Raw genomic sequence first — 20,892 nt, forward strand, 5'->3', positions numbered from 1 at the left:
TAATAATACAAAGAAAGGCTTTGCAATGCAGATTGTTTTCTTCTACCGTGTACTGAATACGCCCAATGATGCGTTGTTCCGCTTTAAGCTTAATGGGCTTGAGACAGTGAACAGGGATATGAACTAGAAGGAACGGAGGAGGTCTTGAAAAGGCTCCCAGTTAATGAATGATGGCTTAAATGTTCCTGGGGATTTATGCTGGGGTGATTTTCAGAGCAAGGTGTATGTACTGAAGGCTAAATAGTATCAAAATGCTGTCCTTTTGTTAAATTGGCATTTGATGCTAAAGGTTATTATAAGATATTTAACAAAAGCATGTAAGAAAGGGGAGTTTCATCAATGGTTATAAGTGCCTCCAGAAGAACAGATATTCCAAGATTTTATACGGACTGGTTTTTTAACCGATTAGACGAAGGCAGCGTCTGTGTCAGAAATCCCATGAATGCGAAGCAGGTCAGCAGAATTATTCTGAACCAAGATACGGTGGACTGTTTTGTTTTCTGGTCAAAAGACCCTGCACCAATGCTCCCTAAGCTATCGCTGCTGCTTCAGAAGGGTTATCCCTTCTACTTTCAATTTACTGTAACACCTTATGAGAGAGAGCTGGAACTTAACTTGCGGGATAAAAAAGATATTCTGGACACTTTTATAGAATTATCTCGTATGATTGGTAGTGATAAGGTCATATGGCGTTATGATCCGATAATTTTAAATGAGAAGTACACCTTTGACTATCACCGACAGGTTTTTGAGGATATGTGCCGCCAATTATGTGGATATACTACGGTGTGTAATATCAGTTTTGTGGATATTTACCAGAAAATAAGAAAACAGGAAGAGTCCGGTATTTTTCGAAGGGTAACAGAGAGTGAGATGCTTGGTCTAAGTACAGAATTAGACGCTATTGCTGGTAAATATGGAATTACCGTTAAAAGTTGTTGCGAGGATATTCTTCAGAAGGCATCCGGTATTCAAAGAGCCAGTTGTATCGACCCGAAGCTGATAAAAGAACTCTTGGGCCGTGAAATTAAAATACGGAAAACAATCGGCCAAAGGGAAGGCTGCGGTTGCATGGAGAGCGTAGATATCGGTGCTTATAATACCTGCTCCAATGGTTGCCTTTATTGTTATGCTAATAGTGGACTGAGATCGGCAGAGAAAAACCGAAAGGAACATAACTGTAGGAATGATTTGCTGATTGGATGCCTTAAGGAAGAGGACAAGATTACGGAAAAGCTTATGAAAAGGATTTAATTCATAAGATATTTACAGGATACCGGAGAAGTAATTGGGAATACTGATTTTATAACTAAGAATGAGAAAGGATGTTATCTTATGAGTTCACCCAATGAAAAGAATAATACGATAAAAGGAGCTTCTAACAATACAAAGCAGGAACTAGAAGAAAAATACAAGAAAACAAGGGACATTTTTGTTGGTTCAGCTATGGTACACAAAGCAGCCTATGAACCTCAGTCGGAATGTAATCCGGATAACGGAGCTTTTTTTGAAGAGAGAAGCAATCCCTTGAGCAGCAAAGGAAATTAATAAATTAAAAGAAATTAAAAAGCCAGTAAAATATACGAAATTTAAGAAATAGAACGTAAATAATAAAGCAATACAAGAAATTAAGAAACGCAAGATAGTGAATAAGTAATACAAAAAAATAAACAACGCAAAAAAATAATCAGCACAAGAAAAAAGATAAGAAATACAAGAAATAATATCAGTAAAGCAAATAATAAAGTGGAAAAAGGTTGTTGCAGGTGGGAATAATTGACTTTATGAAGTCTTTTGTCCTACTGCAACAACCCTTTTTTCATCTCTTAAAGGCAATTAGCTTGTAAGCTGTTCAATAAAATATCTTGCGGCATTCGAGAGAGGTATATTATCATTATAGGCAGCCACCAGTTTTCTGGAGGGCAGTGTTTCCTTTAATTCAATAGGTTCCAGTTTATTCTCCGGGTCTCTTTTATAGCAGAAGTCGGGAATAAAAGCGACTCCAAGACCAATTTTTGCAAGATCTATCAATAAGTCATTGCTGCTTAATTCCACTGCAGGAACCAAATCCAGTGAATGCTGTAAGAAAAGATTATGCAGAAATTCGCTGGTGGTTGAATGTTTCGTAAGCATCAGAATCGGGTATTTAAGCAGTTCCTCTAAGGTAAGGGCTTCCTCTTTCACCGGATAGAAGTCCTTGTTCACAATAAAGGTATCGTTAAATTCCAGAACAGTTTCTATATGCATGCTATTTATCAGAGAAGAGTTCGGTGAGTTTGTGACAATAATGTCTACCTCATTATTTTCTAACATTTTGGCACACTGGAAAGAAGTACCGTTTGTAACCTTAATATGAATTCTGGGATATTTTCGATGGAAGTCTTCTAAAAAGGGTACAAGATAATAACGGCAAATAGTATCACTGGCACCTAGACGCAGCTGGCTCTCACCCAGTGAGGAAGCCTCAAGAAGTTGATTCTCACCTCTGCTGATTAAATTAATAGCGGGCTCAATATGTTTAAATAAAAGCTCTCCTTCTTTGGTTAAGGAGACCTTTTTTGTGCTTCGAAGGAAAAGGGTCTGATTCAGATTTCCCTCCAATACTTTAATAGATTGGCTTACAGCGGACTGTGATATATACAGGGAGGCAGCAGCCTCGGAGAAGCTTAAGGTTTTGGCAACATAATAGAATACCTTATATAGCTCGTAATTAATATCCATGTATTACCTCCTCTCATTGGTAAATATATTTTGGGATTTCTGTGACAGCTTTATTTACCTGGCAGGAATAACCTCCAGCCAATAACCATCGGGATCATTGATGAAATAGATACCCATTGTAGGATTTTCGTAACAGATGCAGCCCATTTCCTTATGCTTTTTGTAAGCACCATCATAATCATCGGTTATAAATGCCAGATGGAATTCATTATCTCCTAAGTCATAGGGATGATCCCAATCACTTAACCAGGTAAGTTCTAATAAATGGGGGGTGGTTTTATCGCCCAGATAAACGATGATAAAGCTTCCGTCTTCCGGTTCATGACGTCTGGTTTCAGTTAAGCCCAAAGCTTCGTTATAAAATTTTAGAGATTTCTCTAAATCCAATACATTGATATTATTGTGTGCAAATGTAAATTTCATATATTCCTCCATTAATGTTCTGCTAAAAGCAGATAAAGTATTAATCTATTTGAAAAGTCTGACCTTCAAACGAAATATCTATAATCTTGTCTCTGTATTTAGAAGCCTCATCCGAATTCTTAAACTTCTCAAGGATGCTGTAATCCAGCCAGAAATGCATGGGAAAAGCTGCAGAAGTCCTGGTGTTTTGCATAAAATAATCAAAGCCGAGACTGTAGAGTTCCTCCTGTCTGGGATCCAGGGGCAGAAAAGCCAGGTCAATTTCTTTGCCGGATATTTTATTTATTTCATCTTTATAATTCTTTGTCATATTATTATATTCAGAGGTAGTATCATCCTTCCAGACCCACCAGTTTAAGTCACCTGCATGGTAAAAAGTCTTGCCTTTTTCACTTATAAGAAAAGCAACACCTTCATCTGTTGAACGAAGCGTATCAACTTTAAGGGAATCTTTCAGGGTTATGGATTCATTTTTTCCGATTGTAATAATATTATAAGATTCTCTGTTCAGTTCTTTTAAACGGATATCTTTCGATAAAATATAAGTAACGTCAGGATATTTCTCTGACAATTCAAAAATCACAGGGTTGAAATGATCCTGATGGAAATGGCTGGAGAAGACAAAAAGGGGTTTTTCTTTCGTAAAATTGGGGATATTACCTTTATAATAATCAAAGAGAAAAATTGATTCTTCTGTTTCAATGCTAAAACAACTGTGATGAATATAAGTAATAAGCATAGGCACCTCCTTATTTCACTGCATTAATAATGATATTCTAACTCATATGCAAACATTTGTACAGCCTTATGGATGAAAATAGCCAGGTTATTTGAGAAATATAATAAGATGTAAATTAATGTTGATTTTTATTGAAAAGACTTGAAAAAAAAGTAAATCTTGTATATTATTAAGTTATATCATTTGCTTGGGAAGCAAGAAATGGTATCGGATTGTACTAAATTTAATATCGTTGTTCGACAGTATTCACACGAAATAGAGGGCAATTAAGGGGTTATGAGATACGGTTGGAGGAGGATAAAATTATGGAAGCTAAGAGCAGGCTTTACAAGAATAAGTATAGTAATCCGGAAGAGAGTGTTGTGAGTGGTTCTAATCTAAGATATTTTGATATTGAGAAAAAGCGTCAGGAGATTCACAGGTTATTAAATGTGTATGATGGTTCATTTGATAGTGTTGAAGTAATCGAATTAGCGAGAGAATTTGATGATGCCATGATTGAATTGTACCAGAGAAAATAAAAGCAATAAGATAGTAATGAAAGCAGCAAATACAATAACAGCTGTAACAGTATAATAAGGTAAATCAGGTGCTGTGCTAAACAAACAGTACCTGATTCAACCTTTTTCAGTTTTATCAGAAGGTGTATTTTTCTGATATAACTGTATCATATGACCCTTAATGTAATCTTTCTGCTCATCACTAAGCCTTCTGTAGTAGCTTAATGTATTCCATTCATCTCTGGTTAAGGATTTATCGGAATGATAAGCAGAACCCTCTTTTATAAGATCCTTAGATTTATCTTGCTTTACATTAAATAAGTAATCAACTGTAACATCAAAGTAAGTTGCTAATTTTAATAAAATATCAGGATCCGGGGTGCTGATATTTCTTTCATAGTTAGACATGGTTGATTTACTCACCCCAAGTATATTAGCAAGTTCGTTCTGGGTGAGGGGTTTGGAAAGCCTCAGGGTTTTTATTTTTTTACCAATATCCATAGAAATCACCTCTCCAATAAATAGTATCATAAATAGTTACATTTAAAATGGTGTTCTATTAATACTGGAATTATTCCAATATAATTTGACAAAGTAGTAAATATGTGTTACAATAAAAAACGTAATTTACTGGATATTTCAGCCATATATTTATAATAAAGCATAAGACAGCTGAAAACTCTATAACCCCTCAATAAAGTTGATTCTGTTTTATGCTTTATTATAAATATATGTATGCCAAATAATAAACTGCCAATAAGTTCTATACATCATTTCCAATTGAGAGCAAATATGTTATAATCTAACTATGTACAAACCTGTGTTGTAACTTAATACTGCAAAGTGTCTCAAATACACCGAAAAGTATATATCAGGGGAAGAATGTACATAATTGAGAAGAATATATTAGAGAGGATGATGGCATATGTTAAACCCGGAAGTATCAAAACTTTTAAATGAACAGGTGAATAAGGAATTCTATTCTGCTTATTTGTATATGGATATGGCTAATTACTATGCAGATCAGAGCCTGGATGGATTTGAGAACTGGTTTTTCGTCCAGATGCAGGAGGAAAGAGATCATGCATTATTATTCCGAAAATATCTATTAAACAACGGAGAGCAGGTAACCTTAACTGAGATTGCAGGACCGGAAGGCGGCTACAAGGATTTTAAAGAGCCTTTAACGCAGGCATTGGAACATGAGCAATTTGTAACTGCCTCTATTAATTCCATATATGAAGCAGCTTATCGTAATAAAGATTTTCGTACCATGCAGTTCCTTGACTGGTTCATCAAAGAACAGGGAGAGGAAGAGAAGAATGCAGAGGACAATATCAAGAAATTTGAACTTTTTGCAGGAGATCCAAAGGGACTGTATATGTTGGATAATGAATTAAAGTCAAGAGTTTATGCAGCACCTTCACTTGTTTTAGATTAATTTTTAATCATACTATTAAATTAAAAAAACCGGCAATTTTCTTATATACCTCCCATGCCTTTGGCTGAGAGCAGATTATATAGAAGATTGCCGGTTTTTTGTACTATATTGATTCAGAAGCAACTTTTAACATACTGCTTTCCGTAGTGCCGCTTGTAAGCAGTATGGAATACGATGGGAGCTAGTGTAAATCTGACTTCCATTTCACCCGCAGAATCAGGATTGTTGTTATAAGTGCAGCTGCATAGTTAGAGAAGAGGTTCCCCCAGAATACGGAATAGTAGCTTAATTGCTGCTCAGTAGCCAGAATAAAGATATATCGCAGCAGCCAAACACGCAGGATACTAAGCACCAGTGTAATCTTTGTCTTACCCAGTCCGATAAAGGCTCCCTGTTCTACCATACAGATTCCAAAGCCGATGACGGAATATGTATATATATGAAGCGCTTTATTGGCGATTGCCAGGACTTCCGGTTCACGGGTAAACAGGACCGTGATGTGGGAGGACAGTGGTACGACTACGGCAATCAATATTGTTGCAGTAATGGCACTGATGATACAGCCTATCAAGCAGGAATATTTTGCCCTTTTGCTTTGTCTGGCTCCGATGTTCATGCTGACCATGGTGGTTACGGCAGAACCAAAGGAGGAAGGGAGGATAAAGCAAACGGAGGTTATGTTATTGGCAATGCCCTGACCATTTAAAACAATTGCTCCGTATTTCTCTACCTCATTGTTGATTAAGAAGAAACCTAAGTTCAGCATGAGACTGGAGAGCATCGAAGGAAAACCGATGAGCAGTAGCTGACGGATGGTAGCTTTCTCAAAATGGAAGCCTTTTAGGTCCAATCTGTCCCCTGATTTTTTAACAAAGAGTTCATAGAACATCCATAGGGTTATAATGATATTAGAGGCCAGGGATGCCATTACAGAACCAATCAAGCCCCAGGAGAATACAGCTACGAACAGGGTATTAAAAAGTACTTTGAGCACCAGCATAATAATCATACGGATAAAGGCATCCTCAGGTTTACCGCTGGCATTTTTGATTGCGTTATATATGGATTCCAGAAATGAGAATGGCAGAACAAGCGCATTCAAAGAGATATAGAGGAATACATAATGTGCAATTTCTTTGTCAACATGGGAGGAGATGGGAAAGGCCAGGCCAACTAACAGCGGAGCCAATACAAAGCCCAGGATAAATGCAAAGACTACTAATTGTATTGTTATACGTCTGCTGGCTTTAAAGTCTCCCCGGCCATTTGACTGCCCGATGATTGCCATTCCTGCGACACTTAAACCCTGTGAGAGGGCGGCAGTCATATTGACGATGGGAGTTGAGTAGGTTACAGCGCTGGCGGCTGTTGTACCTGCAAGATTATTTAGAAACAGACCATCTATAACGGGTATCAGAGATTGTACCACACCCATCATTAGTGCGGGTATTGAAAGGAGCAGGATTGTTGAGAAGACATTTCCATTTAAAATAAGTTCTCGGCGCTGTTCCATGTTTTGATTTAGAAACTTAAACTTCATTGTTTATCACCTGTAAGTTATTCTAACGGAGACTAATGTGACCGTGTAAAAAGGTATTATACGCCTTTTGAGGGGGAAGGTCAAGGGGGAGGGGGATTTGGAGGTTTGGAATGGAGGGGATTTCTGAGGTTTATGGGGAGGAGTAGGTTGTGGAAAGGGGACGAAAATCCGGCTTCCTCTTTGTGCGTTTTGTTCGGACAAGAACCCAGCATCCACTAAGGCTGCAAGGATTGCTTAAGACAGTTCCGATAAAGCCAAACTCGCGATTTTTGGTTGTGGTTGTGGAGGCTTTATGACGCTCAGACATGGCTTTTTCGGAACTTGGCGCAACCCGTGCAGCCTAAGTGGATGCTGGAACCTTTCCGAGACAAAACTCCCAAAGAGGAAGCCGGATTTTCTTTGGATTTCGACGATTAGGGGATTTGATTACTTGGAAAGGATAAGTTTATTGTAAAGTGAAAGAGTAAGGGTGAAAGAGTAAGGAATGAAAATTGAAAGATATTGTCATAACGTAAGAAGGTTTTAATCGAAATAATTTTATATAATTTGAAATATTATCCATATAGTGGTATATTTAAACTAGTATATTAGCGATAATGCGTAATAGAGGATTTGAATTTGTGGAGAAAGGATGTTCAAACTATTAAGAATAAAGTTCGTAGTCTGTTAGAAGACATAATTGATAGTGTGGAATTACAGGAGTGCCAATTGGAGAAAAGATACAAAATGCAGGGAATTGCTATTTTCGGTCTGAATGGAGGTGGGAAGTCGACTCTAACTCATGCTTTAGCAAAACAAATAGGTTATTTTGAGATGGATATGGAAGATTATTATTTTCCTGAGCAAAGAGAATCAAGAAAATTGTCCTTAGAAAATAACAGTGTAGTTGATACAGATCATTTAGACGAACTACCTTTTTCTAATCCCAGAACAAAGAGTGAAGTACAAACTGCAATTATGGAGAATATAAAGACTCATCCTAGGTTTATTATTTCTGGAGTTACAATGAATTGGAGTGATGAAATTCTTTCTCGTATTGATATTGCTTTTTGGGTTCAAACGCCACTTGAAGAAAGATTGAAGAGAGTTCAAGCGAGGGAAGAAAAAAGGTTCGGAACAAGAGTTCTTGATGGTGGCGATATGTTTGCACAACAAATGGAATTCCTAAAAGAAATAAAAAATCGCGATTCAAAAGCAGTTGAAGAATGTGCAATGAAACTTGGTTGTCCTGTTATTGTAATTGATGGAACATTATCTGTAATACACAATCTAGAGAAAATTATAGATATTCTTAATCATTTATTGTGAAGGAATCTAGAACTACAAATTCCAATTTATGAGCAAATTCACTACCCATTATATTTATTAGAGATGATAGTATTAAGAAATTGAGACATGCTGTAGGTGGCGATATGAACTAATGATATATACGTATTTTCGGAGGTGTTATAGTGGCAACTTTTTACTTAATAAGACATGGCGAGGCTGACTATAGTGAATTAATGGAACATCATTTTTTTGGTTTTGGAAGAGACTTAGCCCCATTGTCTGAGAAAGGCATAGCACAAGCAGAGGAAACGGCTAAGGATGAGAGACTAAAAACTGCTGAACTAATTATTTCGTCCCCTTATACTAGGGCATTACAAACAGCTCAGATTATTTCGAGAAACACTAGTATTGTGGTTAAGGTAGAACTTGATTTACATGAATGGCTTCCTGATTTATCAAATAAATATACTACATCTGAAGAAGCTTTTCGCCTAACAGAAGAATTCGTTAAATGTAAAGGTGTTTATCCATTAGGAACTAGAAAGTTATGGGAAACGGTTAACGATATGAGAATAAGGATGAGAAGAGTTGCTGATAAATATGCAGAATATGATAAAGTAATTCTTGTCGGGCATGGGATGTCCTTAAGAACCTTGACTTATATTGAAGAAATGAAACCAGCCGAAATTGTAGAATGCAATTATGAAATAGGAAAGGAACAATGTATCTATTCCTTTTGCTAAGTTCACACTCTTATTGTTATCTTATTTAACAGTTGATAGCGACATCGAACTTCCCATTATATTTACAATGATTAGTTTAAATTTAAGTTACTAAACAGCTTATTATTAGCAAACTGAGAAGTTATGATATTTCTCATTAAGTTTAGAGGTCATGCGTAGTATATAGACAAATAATAATATGTAGGAGAGAAGTTAAATGTTTGAAAGAATTAAAGTTAAGAAATTGAATGATCATATTTATCTGATGGATGATAATGGCGAAGCTACTGGTTATTTGGTAATAGGAGACAAAAAGGCTTTAGTTATTGATACAATGAACGGATATGAGAATGTATATGAGGTGGTTCGTACTTTGACAGATTTACCTCTCATGGTAGTAAATACTCATGGCCACTGTGACCATATATTTGGAAATATATATTTTGACGAGGCATATATGAATCCAGATGACAATGAGGTTGCGAAAGAACATATGGCGTTTCAGGAGTTCGTTGAAGCGTGTAAGAAACACAATTTACATATGCCACCATTTAAACCTATTAAGGATGGTGATGTTATTGACCTTGGTGGGCTAACGCTTGATATTATTTCGTTACCTGGACATACGCCTGGAGGTATCTGCCTTTTACTAAAAGAGGATAGAGTTTTGTTTACAGGGGACGGTATTAACCATGGACTTTGGATGCAGCTTAATGAAAGCAAAATGTTAAAGGAATTATTGAATAATCTCGATAAAATTATGTATGTGACGAAAGAGGCTGATTATATTCTACATGGTCATGCACAAGAAATGGACAATATTTCTTTGATAACTGCATTAAGAGATGGTGTTGCTGATTTAATAGAAACCAAAGGCGAAGGTGATAAGGACTATGAATGGTTTGGTGGAGTAGACAAACAACATCTTTTTGGAGATGGGAAGAGTGCTATTTGCTATTCAATTGATAAACTCTAAAACTGACCTTTGAAGTATTTGCAGAATATGAAGTAAACTTTCAGTTCGTATTTAATTCAGAACTTCCCATTATATTTATTAATCTTATAAAGAATAAACTAATCAGAGATATATGATAGAGGGAATTTGGTTCGCTGTTGTTAGTAACTGTGAACTGATTTTTATTTATATATTAGCGGAGGCTAAAAATGACTACTATTGAAATGGGTTGGGAACGCAATAAAAGATTACATTTTAACGATATAGTCGAAAATTATGATAAAATGCGACCAGAATATCCACAAGAAATTTTTGAAGAGGTTATAAATTATTCCAATGCTCTGACGGGAAAACACGCCGTTGAAATAGGGGCAGGAACAGGAAAAGCCACTCATCCTTTTCTTGATGCAGGATATGACGTAACGGCTATTGAGATAGGTTCAAATATGGCAGACTTTCTTTTGAAAAGATTTAGTGGTCGTAAAGGATTTAATGTTGTCGTTTCTTCTTTTGAAGATGCTGTATTACAAGAAAGTAGTTTTGATTTAATCTATTCTGCGACAGCTTTTCATTGGATAGATGCCGAAATAGGGTGTCCAAAAGCATTTCGCTTGTTAAAAGATGGTGGAACAATTGCCTTGTTTCGTTATAATGCTATTGCTGCTAATGGCGATGAGCTAAATGATGAAATACAAGCTATCTATGAAAAACATTATTATAGTTATTACACATCAGATACAAGGCCAATAAAAAAATCAAAAAAAGATTTTGAAAAGCCATCCGAAATTTACAATTCCTTTAGATTTGAGGATTTAAGGACTTATGGTTTCAAGGATGTATCTATGAAATTTTATGATAGTTATAAAGTATTTAATGCAGATGAATATATTACCTGGCTTGAAACTATGTCTGACCATAGAGGCTTACCAGACAGTAATCGAAAGTTACTTTATGCTGGGATAAAAGAAGCAATCATAGAACACGGCAATCACAATAAAATAGATTTCATTTTCCAATTATATATGGGCAGAAAATAAACATAATCTGACATTGCTTAGCTTGCAATCTTAATAAACAACGAACAAAAACATAACAACAACTTCCAATTCCTAGGGAGCATGAACTTAACATTATATTTATAATGAACCAATGAGGATGTACCTCGATAATTGGAATGAGAAGTTATAAATTCTAATTTTATGAGATTCTGAACATTCCATCTTATTATAAATGAACAGGTGAGGAGAAATAATTGTGAAGAGAAAAGTAGTAACTTTATGTGGTTCGGTAAGGTTTTGGAATAAAATACAAGAGATGTCTGAACGATTAGAATTAGAAAATGAATATGCTGTAATAGGAATTATACCTCATGTTATGGATAGAGATTTAACAGAAAATGAAAAAAATACATTAGGTGAATTACATAGAATAAAAATTGCTTTGTCTGATGCAATTTTTGTTGTAAATGTTAATGGTTATATAGGAGAAAGTGTAAAAAAAGAAATAGAATATGCTAAACAAGAAGGAAAAGAAATAATTTATTTAGAAAGTGCTGATTAAGCAAATTTAAATCTATAGATATACTGTTACTTCCCATTATTTTTATTGGGTTATAAAGAATAAACAAATAAGAATTTGTAAGGAATTGTTAATACGCTATTGTTTTTTATTGTGATATAAAAATATTTATATTTAGAGGTGTAGAATGCTGAAAACAAAACGGCTTGCATTGGTTGGGTTTGATGTTAAATATGCAAACGATTTCTTTGAATTATGGAGCGATTTTGAATTAGTAAAATATACATTTACACCTTTAGTGAATACCATTGATGAATGTATTAACTTAATTGAACATCAGATAAATCGGACAGACAAAGACTTCATAGACCGCTTTGTTATTCTGCTAAATAATAAAGCTATTGGTATGGTTGGTTGCATTTGTATGGATAAAGCTAATTTTGTTTATGGGCTTTATTATCAAATATCTCGAGTTTACTGGGGGTGTGGTTATGCAAGCGAAGCAGCGAGTGCAATAATGAATTATGTTTTAAATGAGTACCCAAATGCAATTTTTAAAGCAGAAGCAGTATCTGAAAATCCAGCAAGTGTAGCTGTATTGATGAAAATTGGATTAAAATTAACGCATGTGGAAGAAAATGGATTTAAGCGAAATAATTTTGTACTTGATTTAATACATTATTCTAATGCTTAATCCTATAAAATGAGCGTATTTTTATTTCGTATTCTTTCAAAAAGCGAATCAAATCTAAGAGAACAGTTCCAATTTTTATAGGATTCTGTACGGAACAGAGATGGGAACGGGGCGGCGTTCGACATGGTGATTTGAAATATTAAAAGTATGATAAAGTCCAGACGATAGACTGTTTCGAAAGCAAAAAATAATGGGTCATAACATGGAGGAATAGTATTGTATATAAAAGAGGAGGATTGAAAGGAAGAAATGAAACATGAAAAAAATAAAGCGAATAAGGTAACAATTATTTTATTTATCATATATTTAATTGCTGTGTTTGAAATTATTGTATTCAAATTAGAACTGCCGTTTAGTAATATAGGATATCTCAGAAATATAAATTTAATTCCATTTCATGAATCCCTAGTAGTAAACGGAAAAATTGATTTTTCAGAAATTATTATGAATTTAGTAATTTTTGTACCTCTAGGTATTTATGTAGAGATACTATTTTCGAAATGGTCCACTGCGAAGAAGTTTTTATTATTTTTTGTTATAAGTTTGATATGTGAAGTAGTGCAATTTATATTTGCTGTAGGGGCTTCTGATATTACTGATATCATCGATAATACGTTGGGAGGAATTATAGGTTTCCTGATATTTAAGGTAATTGACAAATTATTTAGTAATAGGGATAAAGCCCATAAATTTGTTAATCTAATTGCAACAATCGGAACTGTTTTAATGTTATTACTCCTTGCTATCATTTTAATCACTAATTTGTAATCGTTTGATTTAAAAATAGAATTCAGTAAAATCAAAATCCTTCGTCACACGGTAATTATGTGCCATAAAGGAAATTTTCTGTATAAAAAGTCATTAACAATATAATTTGAAATACTAATTTTTGATATTTATAATGGGGTATCTTTATGAAAATGAGAAAAATTTTTTTCTTGGTAATGGTATTGATGTTAATATTATCATTATATGGATGCAAACAAAGAGTGTTATCAGAAGAATCACATCTCACCAGGAGTGAAACGACAGAAATTATATTGCCATCAGACACGGTGAAAAATACCTCTGTTAATGATGAGTTTCAAGCTTTTGTTGAAAAATGGGAACTTTTCGGACTTTTACCCGAGAGCCGTACTCTGACAACAGAGAATCAGAATGAATTTGTGAAATATTTTAATCAGTATGATGATGTTACAAGAAATTATATAATATTACTTTTACAGGGGATAGCGGCTGGTACAACAACATTAGGCGACGACACCAACGACCATAAATACGGTGTTTATCTTATGAATTGCCAGTATTGCTTATATGATATGAACCAGGATGGAGCACCAGAATTTATATTAAAGACGGGTGATTGTGAGGCTGCTTACAAGTATACAGTCTTTACGGTCGTTAATGGTAAACTGATTTATTGTGGGGAACTTTACGGTAGCCATTCCAGTTTGTATACCAATGGTTCTGGCAGTTTTGTGCGGTATGAGGGTCATATGGGGGTATATAATATTGATGTATCAATATTGGAGGGAACAACTCTACAAACACAAAAAATCGCAGAGGGTGTGATTGACTTCGAGAAGAAGGAGGATTACCCTGAATTGGGTAAATATGACTATGGTGATTACGATCAGCTTTTGTCGTTTAACGGTATATCGACACTTTTTCTCGCTCCAGCAGGCTGATAAAAAATATCAGTGAATCATAGAGTATTATCACCGCATTATAAGTGCTAATAGGATACAAGAGAAAGAAAAAGACTGAACTCCCCACGAATTTGTACAATGTAAAGTTAAGTTGCGGAACTGTAAAGTTGATGTGGTGGCATCAGAATGAGTATTTTACTATAATGATATTACCATATCAAAGGAGAACTACATATGAAATTAGCAGAAAAAATATTAAACCTTAGAAAGCTGCAAGGAATGTCACAGGATGATTTGGCTGAAAAACTGAATGTTTCCAGACAGGCGGTTTCTCGTTGGGAATTGCAAACAGCGCAGCCTGAAACATCAAATGTGTTGCAGTTGAGCAAGCTCTTTGGTGTTACGACTGATTACCTGTTGAACGATGATTATGAAAGTGACTATGATGTACCCGTTGTGAAAGAAACTGAAAACAGTACAAAGTACGAAGTTAATCGACAATTATCATTCATTATTCTAACTGGTCTAAATGTTATGATTTTAATTCATCAGTTGATTGTTTGCTTTATCTTTCAAAATCCTATCTTCTCTTTGAGTGGAACAATAGTCAGTATTGTTGTAGTTGTCAGCTTTGAACTTGGATACCGTAAAATTGCAATTAAGTCAGAGAATTCAAAGTTATACTACCATAAATTTCATATTGTTGCTTTTTGGCTTGCAGCATATTTTCCTATTAGAGTATTGGCAAATATGGCAATGATGCTTTACCCACATTCCTACTCTGGTCTTGTATTTGAGATTATTGTGGTGTTGGTGTACTTGCTAACCTCTATTATTGCCACTCATTTGATTATGAAAAAGACAAAATAAAAGCAATAACAACTTTCATGTTGTATATCCTTATTTAGATGAGTGTGATAATGTTGTTCTTGCAGCACCAATTTGGTTTTCATCATTAAGTGGACCACTCCTTAATATTGCAAGCCGTTTTCAAACGCTTTTTGCAGCTGCATATTTTCGTAAAGAGCAGAAGGCTGTAAAACAGAAAAATGGAGTAATACTCATGGTAGGAGCAGAAAAAGGTACGGAAGTAATCCCGACCAAAAACGCACTGACCATAATGAAATTTATGAATGTCAAACGTCCCAGTGTTGCAACTGTGTATTCCCTTGATACAGACAAAATCCCTGTTGTAAAAGATAGAACAGCCATAAAGAAAGCCCATGAAGCAGCCCTCCTACTTAACCGCTTGTGTGATAATAATCTCGACGGATGAGATCTATAACAAAGTTTGGAAAATACTTAAGTGTATGTGATTCTTTACTTCCCGGTAGTAAACTAAGAAATAGAGACAACGAGAGAAAAGGAGGTACGAAATGTCTGAAAATGTTAAGCAGGTAATAACATCGGTACCCAAAGAAGGGTTTGATGGTATATTTTATCCTTCACTGCAAAAGGAACAGGTGATTATTTTTATTTCAGGTTCTGAAGGTGGATTGGGTACAGGTAAGAGAATGGGAGAATACTATCAGGGACTTGGTTACGCTACATTAGCACTCGGCTTGTTCCATACCGGGTATACAAGTAAATACCTTTCCAAAGTACCAATTGAGTATATGGAAAGGGCTGTTAATTGGCTGAAAAAGGGTGGTTACAGTAAGATTATAGTAGATGGAATTTCCAAAGGATCAGAATATGCATTATATGCATCAGCTGTCATATCGGATATCAAAGGTGTTATTGCCAGAGTGCCTTCTTACTTTATCAGTGAAGGGCTGATTAACAAAAGGCCTGCTGGTAATTCCTGCTGGAGCTATAAAGGAAATGAACTTCCATTTACGCCGTATAAAATTAGAAAAATTAGCAAGTTTAAAATGTTATTGTTGGAAAAACAATTTTCCTTGCTGTCTATGAACAGCGATAAAAATGTCACGGAGGATTCTGTCATTCCAATAGAGAAAATACATGGATCGATTTTATTAATGTCTACAAGAGCAGATACTATATGGCCGTGTGATACATATGCAGAAAAGCTTGTTGAACGATTGGCAGAGAAGCATTTTCCATATGAGGTACGGCACCTTTCCTTTCAATATATGAGTCATTTTCTTTTACCAATGACCCAAAAGAAATCACTTAAGCTGTTACGTATACTTTTTCGTTCCGAACGTCTGCACCTACAGGAGTGTATGCAGGAGCGTAAAGAGATGGAGAATGCGACACTACAATTTCTGCAACAAACATTCTTATAGACAGGAATCAGCATAAAAATAATAATGAGATGCATTTTATTGATAAAAATGGAGGGAATATGGCGATAGAGATACGCAAGTTGACACCAGACCTTGCAGAAGAGTATGTGAATTTTTTTGATGTAACACCCCACGATGATAACGTGGAGGAACATAAATGTTATTGTGTGTGTTGGTGTAACGATGATTATATAAGCAAAGATTTGTCAACAGCAGAGAAAAGAAGAGAATTAGCTTTTCAATATGTGAAAGGCAATAATCTTCAAGGTTATCTTGCTTATAGTGATGGCAAGGTGGTTGGGTGGTGCAACGCCAATACCAAATCAGATTGCTTGAAATGCGCCAGCTGGCAAAGATTTATGTCATATGTGCCTTTAGAAGAATCGGACACCGATATAAAAGTGAAATCCGTATTCTGCTTTATGATTGCATCGGAAAAGAAAAGACAAGGTATAGCCACGCTGCTATTGGAGCGTGTATGTCAGGATGCGGAACAAGATGGATTCCACTTCGTGGAGGCATACCCGTACAAAGAATCTAGTTATCAATCATCGGATTTTGGCGGATATTTTGAGCTGTATAACAAGTTGGGATTTCAAGTGGTTTTAGAAACAGAACAAGGACTTGTTATGAGGAAGAAGCTATCGTGAACAGTTTAGCTAATTCGCAATTGCTACTGATTGTAGATCAATGATATTAACATTTTATGGAGCAATATAACTTATGGAGATAAAAGTGATCCAAGCTATAAAATTAGATACTTTAATGAATTTTGAGATAGAACTGCAAATAGACGATTATGAAACTCTTGATGAAATTATAATATCGACTATCCTTCCTGAAATAACGATAAGTAAGAAAGGTGAATACTATTTTGCTACTTTTCAGCAGTTTAGAGATCAACTTTTAGATATTGGTATTGGATTAAAATGTGCTGGTTCGTTATTAAATGTATGTCAATCACATTTGGCAAGTTATACAGAAAAAATATATATCATAAAGCTTGGTGAGCAAGCCAAAGCTGATAATATAGTCTGTATCTTTGACTATATGGATTTAGATAAATTCTCACACACACTTGAACAGGAAGATTTTTATCAAAAATGGATAACCAGCCTTGGATAATACGATTTGGACTGAACAGTATTTTTCATATTTTGACGGGAAGATATATAACTGTTACCTTCAGTTATATATTAGTTTTTTATCATTGGAGGTGTTGTAAATTTATTTATATCATTATTTCGATAAAACCATCGGTCCATTTGTCAATTTGTCAGAATTAACTATTAATGAGGCTAAAGCTACGCTGGAGAAGATAAAGATATCAAAACCGAATTCTCAAAGTGCACAAAGGCATGATAAATATATAGAGTATAGGCATAATTGTGAGAAGATAATCCGGTCAGAGTTTGAAAAGAAAGGAGGTATTATAACCAGGAAATCACCACATTATATGGTGATCGGACATAGCCCGTGGTTAAGTACCTGGTTTGAAGATAGTGCTTATGTGAAAATTCCGATTGAGGAATTTGACTTAAATACGATATCATTTACTTATGGCGATTCAATGCCTACCTTTAGTCCTACAATTAATGATGGAAAGGAATATCGTAAAAAGTTATATACTTATGAGGAAATACGAATTCTTATTCAGAAGTATGGATTACCTCAGGACTGGAATGATGATGGGAAATACGGACCGGAACGATATATTGAAGCTCACATCTGGAGTGATGAAACAGTTAATAGATATCGCATTATTCCCTAATAAGAAAGCTTTCTATAATAAGAAATAAAGATAATTTCTTGTTAATAGGGATTAAGAGATTTAAGGATTAAGAGATTTAGGGATTAAGAGATTTAAGGATTAAAAGATTTAAGGATTAAAAGACTAAATGATAAGAGACCAATGATTAAGAGACTAAATGATTAGGAGTTTTAATTAAAGATTTAAAATTAAGCAAATAAAATAAGAAATTAAAAACTAAGAGATCTAAAAAACCAAGAAATTTAAGATTTATAGAAAGCTGCTGTAATCCGATATTACAACCCTTCCTTAAATAAGAGGTGTTATCGTTATACAGCAGCTTTTTTGAGTAATTTCTATGTTAGTTATTAATAAACGTTGTAGTAGAGAATATATGGCAGTGGTACAGATATTTTATAAGGTAATGTGAAGATTTGTATGTAATAGGTTCCGGCATCAAGATCTGCAAAGATATCATAAAAACCGCTTTCATCTTCATAGCCTAACAAGATAGGGTTTCCGGTTGAATCGGATATTACCATATACATGTTATCCATATCAGTGTCATAATCGGTGGTGGTTCTGCCTAACAAGCTTACACGGGATTTCTTGGTAAGTGTTATTTTATAGGAATCCAGACCATTTGCAACTACAGAGGTATCAATGCTTCCGGTTATAAAGTAGCCGGTTGGTATTTCCTGTGCTGTGGCGATGTTACCGCTTTTGGCGGTATCTTCTGTAATGGTTACCTTATCGTAATCCACATCTTCTTTTGGTACCGTAATGCTTCCCACAGAAATTGGAGAAGAGGTATCCAGTGTATAGAGTTCGGTTATGCTTACTGCGAAGTTTAGATTCTGTCCTTCTTTTGTCTGCATGGTGTTTATACCGATAACTTCACCGAATTCATTTAAGAGAGGACCTCCGCTGTTTCCAGGTGAGATGGCAGTATCGGTCTGAATATAGTTTACTTTGTCTATTACTCTTGAACTGTTTGATATGATTCCGGTACTAAAGGTGTTGTCAAGTCCCAATGGATTTCCGATTGCATAGGCAGTTTCTCCGGTCTTTGGAGCATATCGGCTAAGAGTCAGAGGTGCTCCCACGTTAGGGATACTTAAGAGAGCCAGGTCTTTCTCTTTGTCATAGCCAAGGATAGTAGTGACTTTATACTCTTTTCCAGTGGTTAGCTTAACAGTTATAGAGGAGGCATCTTCTATTACGTGGTAATTTGTAGCGAGTATGCCTTTTTCAAGAAAGAATCCGGAACCAAGGGCCAGGTCAGTTGTGATCTGTACTACGGAAGGAGAGCATTTTTCTGCTATTACAGATGCCTTAGGTATATCCTTGTCCGTACGTTTATCTTTTCCTACGGTTACTTTTAGGGTTGCTTCACCAAGACCATCTTCGGTTTTAAGGGTTATGGTGGTTGAACCTGTTTTGGTAGAGGCTGGTTTAAGATAGAGTTTTAAACTGTCTTGACCGATGGGCCAGTCACCCCATTCACAGGTTATTAAGCTTTTATCTCCCACCGTGTAGAGTATTTGCTCATCATCTAAGGAATTCTTAACGGTGACTGTCACGTAGCTCTTCTGATTTAAGGAGATTTCTGAAGTGCTGACAGTGAGTTTTGAATCGATGATGGTTACTTTACAGGTATAGGTACCGTTTTTGTCCTTGGCAGTGATGGTGGTGGTGCCGGCAGCTTTGGCCGTTACAAGTCCTTTTGAACTAACTGTTGCAACTTTTTTGGAGGAACTGGTCCAGGTAACGGTCCCTTTGGCACCGGTAAGCTTTAGTGTAGCAGTGTTCCCTTTCTGAAGCTTTAAGGTGGTTTTATCCAGGAAAGGTTTTCTTACGGTTACTTTGCAGTTGTATTTTTTACCGCCCACAGTAGCAGTTACAGTTGTTGTGCCTGCCTTTACACCGGTTACCACACCTTTGCTGGATACAGTTGCAATCTTTTTGCTGCTGGTAGTCCAGGTGACTTTTGAGGAGGTTCCGGTTATTTTTAAAGTAAGGGTATTTCCTGTGTACACAGTCGCATTGGTGGTGCTTAATTTAACGGCAGCAGCTTCGGCATAACGAACAATGGGAATACCGGGAATGGCAGCCGGGGATAGTGCAAGAGCAGCAGCTGTCATTATGATAAGAGCTGTTTTCTTAATCTGTTTCATTATGTACTCCTTCTTAATGTTATGTTGCTATTATGTTAGAATGACTTTATTATACATTATTTGCTATTACAGGGCAAGCATATAGTAATAACAGCCCATAGCCAGGCCAGGAAGAAGAGCTTTCAAACAGCCGGATAAGATGGGGGCATACTTGAGGATTTTTCTGTTCAGTCTTTTAAATATCATGAAAAGGGCGGCAAGTTGTACCTGGACAGGTGAAAGGATACCAAATTCGCTGTAAAGCACCCAGACAATGGTATCCTATAAACCAGGCACAACTGCCGCCATTTTATCGTTATGAAGAAGCTTGAAAAATCCTAAAATGCTGGGAAATTTCATCTGTTTATTTACAATCGTTCACTTTATCGCCTGTTTGTGCAGGTTTGTCGATATCAGGAACATCTCCGTCACCATACTCTGTATTATAATCATAATCCAGATTGATTTTATCCATAGTATTATAGTTTGATAGCCCATCCTTCTGGCTGTCAGTATGCGCTTTGATATTATTTTTTTTCTGTGCCACTGTATGACTCCTTTCC

General features: G+C 35.7%; 25 protein-coding genes. 18 read left to right on the plus strand and 7 right to left on the minus strand.

Annotated features, from left to right (window positions below):
• Positions 1-339 precede the first annotated feature (339 nt).
• A complete protein-coding gene (locus R2R35_RS17515) occupies positions 340-1,254 on the plus strand; it encodes a DUF1848 domain-containing protein (RefSeq protein ID WP_317731124.1) in 915 nt (304 codons plus the stop codon).
• A gap of 81 nt (positions 1,255-1,335) precedes the next feature.
• Positions 1,336-1,548: a hypothetical protein gene (locus R2R35_RS17520; protein WP_317731125.1), complete on the plus strand. Its 213-nt coding sequence runs from the start codon at positions 1,336-1,338 to the stop codon at positions 1,546-1,548.
• Positions 1,549-1,836: 288 nt separating this feature from the next.
• Here the strand turns inward: R2R35_RS17520 and R2R35_RS17525 are convergent, their stop codons facing one another.
• The 3 genes from R2R35_RS17525 to R2R35_RS17535 are packed head-to-tail and all read right to left on the minus strand — an operon-like array spanning position 1,837 to position 3,883.
• A complete protein-coding gene (locus R2R35_RS17525) occupies positions 1,837-2,721 on the minus strand; it encodes a LysR family transcriptional regulator (RefSeq protein WP_317731126.1) in 885 nt (294 codons plus the stop codon).
• Positions 2,722-2,775: 54 nt separating this feature from the next.
• Positions 2,776-3,144, minus strand: a complete 369-nt coding sequence (locus tag R2R35_RS17530) for a VOC family protein (RefSeq protein WP_317731127.1) — start codon at positions 3,142-3,144, stop codon at positions 2,776-2,778.
• 40 nt (positions 3,145-3,184) lie between these two features.
• Positions 3,185-3,883 (minus strand): MBL fold metallo-hydrolase, encoded by a 699-nt coding sequence (locus tag R2R35_RS17535; protein WP_317731128.1) that lies wholly within the window; start codon positions 3,881-3,883, stop codon positions 3,185-3,187.
• Between the two features lie 305 nt (positions 3,884-4,188).
• Between R2R35_RS17535 and R2R35_RS17540 the strand changes: the two genes are divergently transcribed.
• On the plus strand, positions 4,189-4,404 hold the full coding sequence (locus tag R2R35_RS17540; protein ID WP_317731129.1) for a hypothetical protein: 216 nt from the start codon (positions 4,189-4,191) through the stop codon (positions 4,402-4,404).
• Between the two features lie 96 nt (positions 4,405-4,500).
• Here R2R35_RS17540 and R2R35_RS17545 read toward each other — a convergent pair whose 3' ends face one another.
• Positions 4,501-4,884, minus strand: coding sequence for a helix-turn-helix domain-containing protein (locus tag R2R35_RS17545; RefSeq protein WP_317731130.1), 384 nt, complete (start codon positions 4,882-4,884; stop codon positions 4,501-4,503).
• Positions 4,885-5,308: 424 nt separating this feature from the next.
• Here R2R35_RS17545 and R2R35_RS17550 point away from each other — a divergent pair, with 424 nt between their 5' ends.
• Positions 5,309-5,824: a ferritin gene (locus tag R2R35_RS17550; protein WP_317731131.1), complete on the plus strand. Its 516-nt coding sequence runs from the start codon at positions 5,309-5,311 to the stop codon at positions 5,822-5,824.
• A gap of 181 nt (positions 5,825-6,005) precedes the next feature.
• Here R2R35_RS17550 and R2R35_RS17555 read toward each other — a convergent pair whose 3' ends face one another.
• Complete coding sequence (locus R2R35_RS17555) at positions 6,006-7,364, minus strand: MATE family efflux transporter (protein ID WP_317731132.1); 1,359 nt, start codon at positions 7,362-7,364, stop codon at positions 6,006-6,008.
• Between the two features lie 618 nt (positions 7,365-7,982).
• Here R2R35_RS17555 and R2R35_RS17560 point away from each other — a divergent pair.
• The 14 genes from R2R35_RS17560 (at position 7,983) to R2R35_RS17625 (ending at position 18,194) form a co-directional block, all read left to right on the plus strand.
• A complete protein-coding gene (locus R2R35_RS17560) occupies positions 7,983-8,672 on the plus strand; it encodes an AAA family ATPase (protein WP_317731133.1) in 690 nt (229 codons plus the stop codon).
• 143 nt (positions 8,673-8,815) lie between these two features.
• A complete protein-coding gene (locus tag R2R35_RS17565) occupies positions 8,816-9,376 on the plus strand; it encodes a histidine phosphatase family protein (protein ID WP_317731134.1) in 561 nt (186 codons plus the stop codon).
• Between the two features lie 196 nt (positions 9,377-9,572).
• The gene (locus R2R35_RS17570; protein ID WP_317731135.1) at positions 9,573-10,331 is read left to right on the plus strand and encodes an MBL fold metallo-hydrolase; all 759 of its coding nucleotides are present in this window, start codon (positions 9,573-9,575) and stop codon (positions 10,329-10,331) included.
• A gap of 188 nt (positions 10,332-10,519) precedes the next feature.
• A complete protein-coding gene (locus R2R35_RS17575; RefSeq protein WP_317731136.1) occupies positions 10,520-11,347 on the plus strand; it encodes a class I SAM-dependent methyltransferase in 828 nt (275 codons plus the stop codon).
• A gap of 217 nt (positions 11,348-11,564) precedes the next feature.
• Positions 11,565-11,870 (plus strand): hypothetical protein, encoded by a 306-nt coding sequence (locus R2R35_RS17580; RefSeq protein ID WP_317731137.1) that lies wholly within the window; start codon positions 11,565-11,567, stop codon positions 11,868-11,870.
• Positions 11,871-12,015: 145 nt separating this feature from the next.
• Entirely contained in the window at positions 12,016-12,522 is a 507-nt protein-coding gene (locus R2R35_RS17585; protein ID WP_317731138.1) for a GNAT family N-acetyltransferase, read from the plus strand.
• Positions 12,523-12,771: 249 nt separating this feature from the next.
• Positions 12,772-13,290 (plus strand): VanZ family protein, encoded by a 519-nt coding sequence (locus R2R35_RS17590; RefSeq protein WP_317731139.1) that lies wholly within the window; start codon positions 12,772-12,774, stop codon positions 13,288-13,290.
• Positions 13,291-13,436: 146 nt separating this feature from the next.
• The gene (locus R2R35_RS17595) at positions 13,437-14,210 is read left to right on the plus strand and encodes a hypothetical protein (protein ID WP_317731140.1); all 774 of its coding nucleotides are present in this window, start codon (positions 13,437-13,439) and stop codon (positions 14,208-14,210) included.
• Between the two features lie 195 nt (positions 14,211-14,405).
• On the plus strand, positions 14,406-15,041 hold the full coding sequence (locus R2R35_RS17600) for a helix-turn-helix domain-containing protein (RefSeq protein WP_317731141.1): 636 nt from the start codon (positions 14,406-14,408) through the stop codon (positions 15,039-15,041).
• Positions 15,042-15,234: 193 nt separating this feature from the next.
• On the plus strand, positions 15,235-15,447 hold the full coding sequence (locus R2R35_RS17605; RefSeq protein WP_317731142.1) for a hypothetical protein: 213 nt from the start codon (positions 15,235-15,237) through the stop codon (positions 15,445-15,447).
• Positions 15,448-15,547: 100 nt separating this feature from the next.
• Positions 15,548-16,423 (plus strand): acyl-CoA thioester hydrolase/BAAT C-terminal domain-containing protein, encoded by an 876-nt coding sequence (locus R2R35_RS17610; RefSeq protein WP_317731143.1) that lies wholly within the window; start codon positions 15,548-15,550, stop codon positions 16,421-16,423.
• Between the two features lie 59 nt (positions 16,424-16,482).
• The gene (locus R2R35_RS17615; protein ID WP_317731144.1) at positions 16,483-17,073 is read left to right on the plus strand and encodes a GNAT family N-acetyltransferase; all 591 of its coding nucleotides are present in this window, start codon (positions 16,483-16,485) and stop codon (positions 17,071-17,073) included.
• A 73-nt stretch (positions 17,074-17,146) separates the two neighbouring features.
• Positions 17,147-17,548: a hypothetical protein gene (locus R2R35_RS17620; RefSeq protein ID WP_317731145.1), complete on the plus strand. Its 402-nt coding sequence runs from the start codon at positions 17,147-17,149 to the stop codon at positions 17,546-17,548.
• A gap of 148 nt (positions 17,549-17,696) precedes the next feature.
• Positions 17,697-18,194: a hypothetical protein gene (locus R2R35_RS17625; RefSeq protein WP_317731146.1), complete on the plus strand. Its 498-nt coding sequence runs from the start codon at positions 17,697-17,699 to the stop codon at positions 18,192-18,194.
• Positions 18,195-18,541: 347 nt separating this feature from the next.
• Here R2R35_RS17625 and R2R35_RS17630 read toward each other — a convergent pair whose 3' ends face one another.
• Together R2R35_RS17630 and R2R35_RS17635 are read right to left on the minus strand one after the other, a co-directional pair.
• A complete protein-coding gene (locus R2R35_RS17630; protein WP_317731147.1) occupies positions 18,542-20,350 on the minus strand; it encodes a trypsin-like peptidase domain-containing protein in 1,809 nt (602 codons plus the stop codon).
• A gap of 343 nt (positions 20,351-20,693) precedes the next feature.
• Complete coding sequence (locus tag R2R35_RS17635; protein WP_317731148.1) at positions 20,694-20,876, minus strand: hypothetical protein; 183 nt, start codon at positions 20,874-20,876, stop codon at positions 20,694-20,696.
• Between the last annotated feature and the right edge of the window lie 16 nt (positions 20,877-20,892).

Origin of the sequence: Anaerocolumna sp. AGMB13020 (assembly GCF_033100115.1) — a bacterium.
GTDB lineage: Bacteria > Bacillota > Clostridia > Lachnospirales > Lachnospiraceae > Anaerocolumna.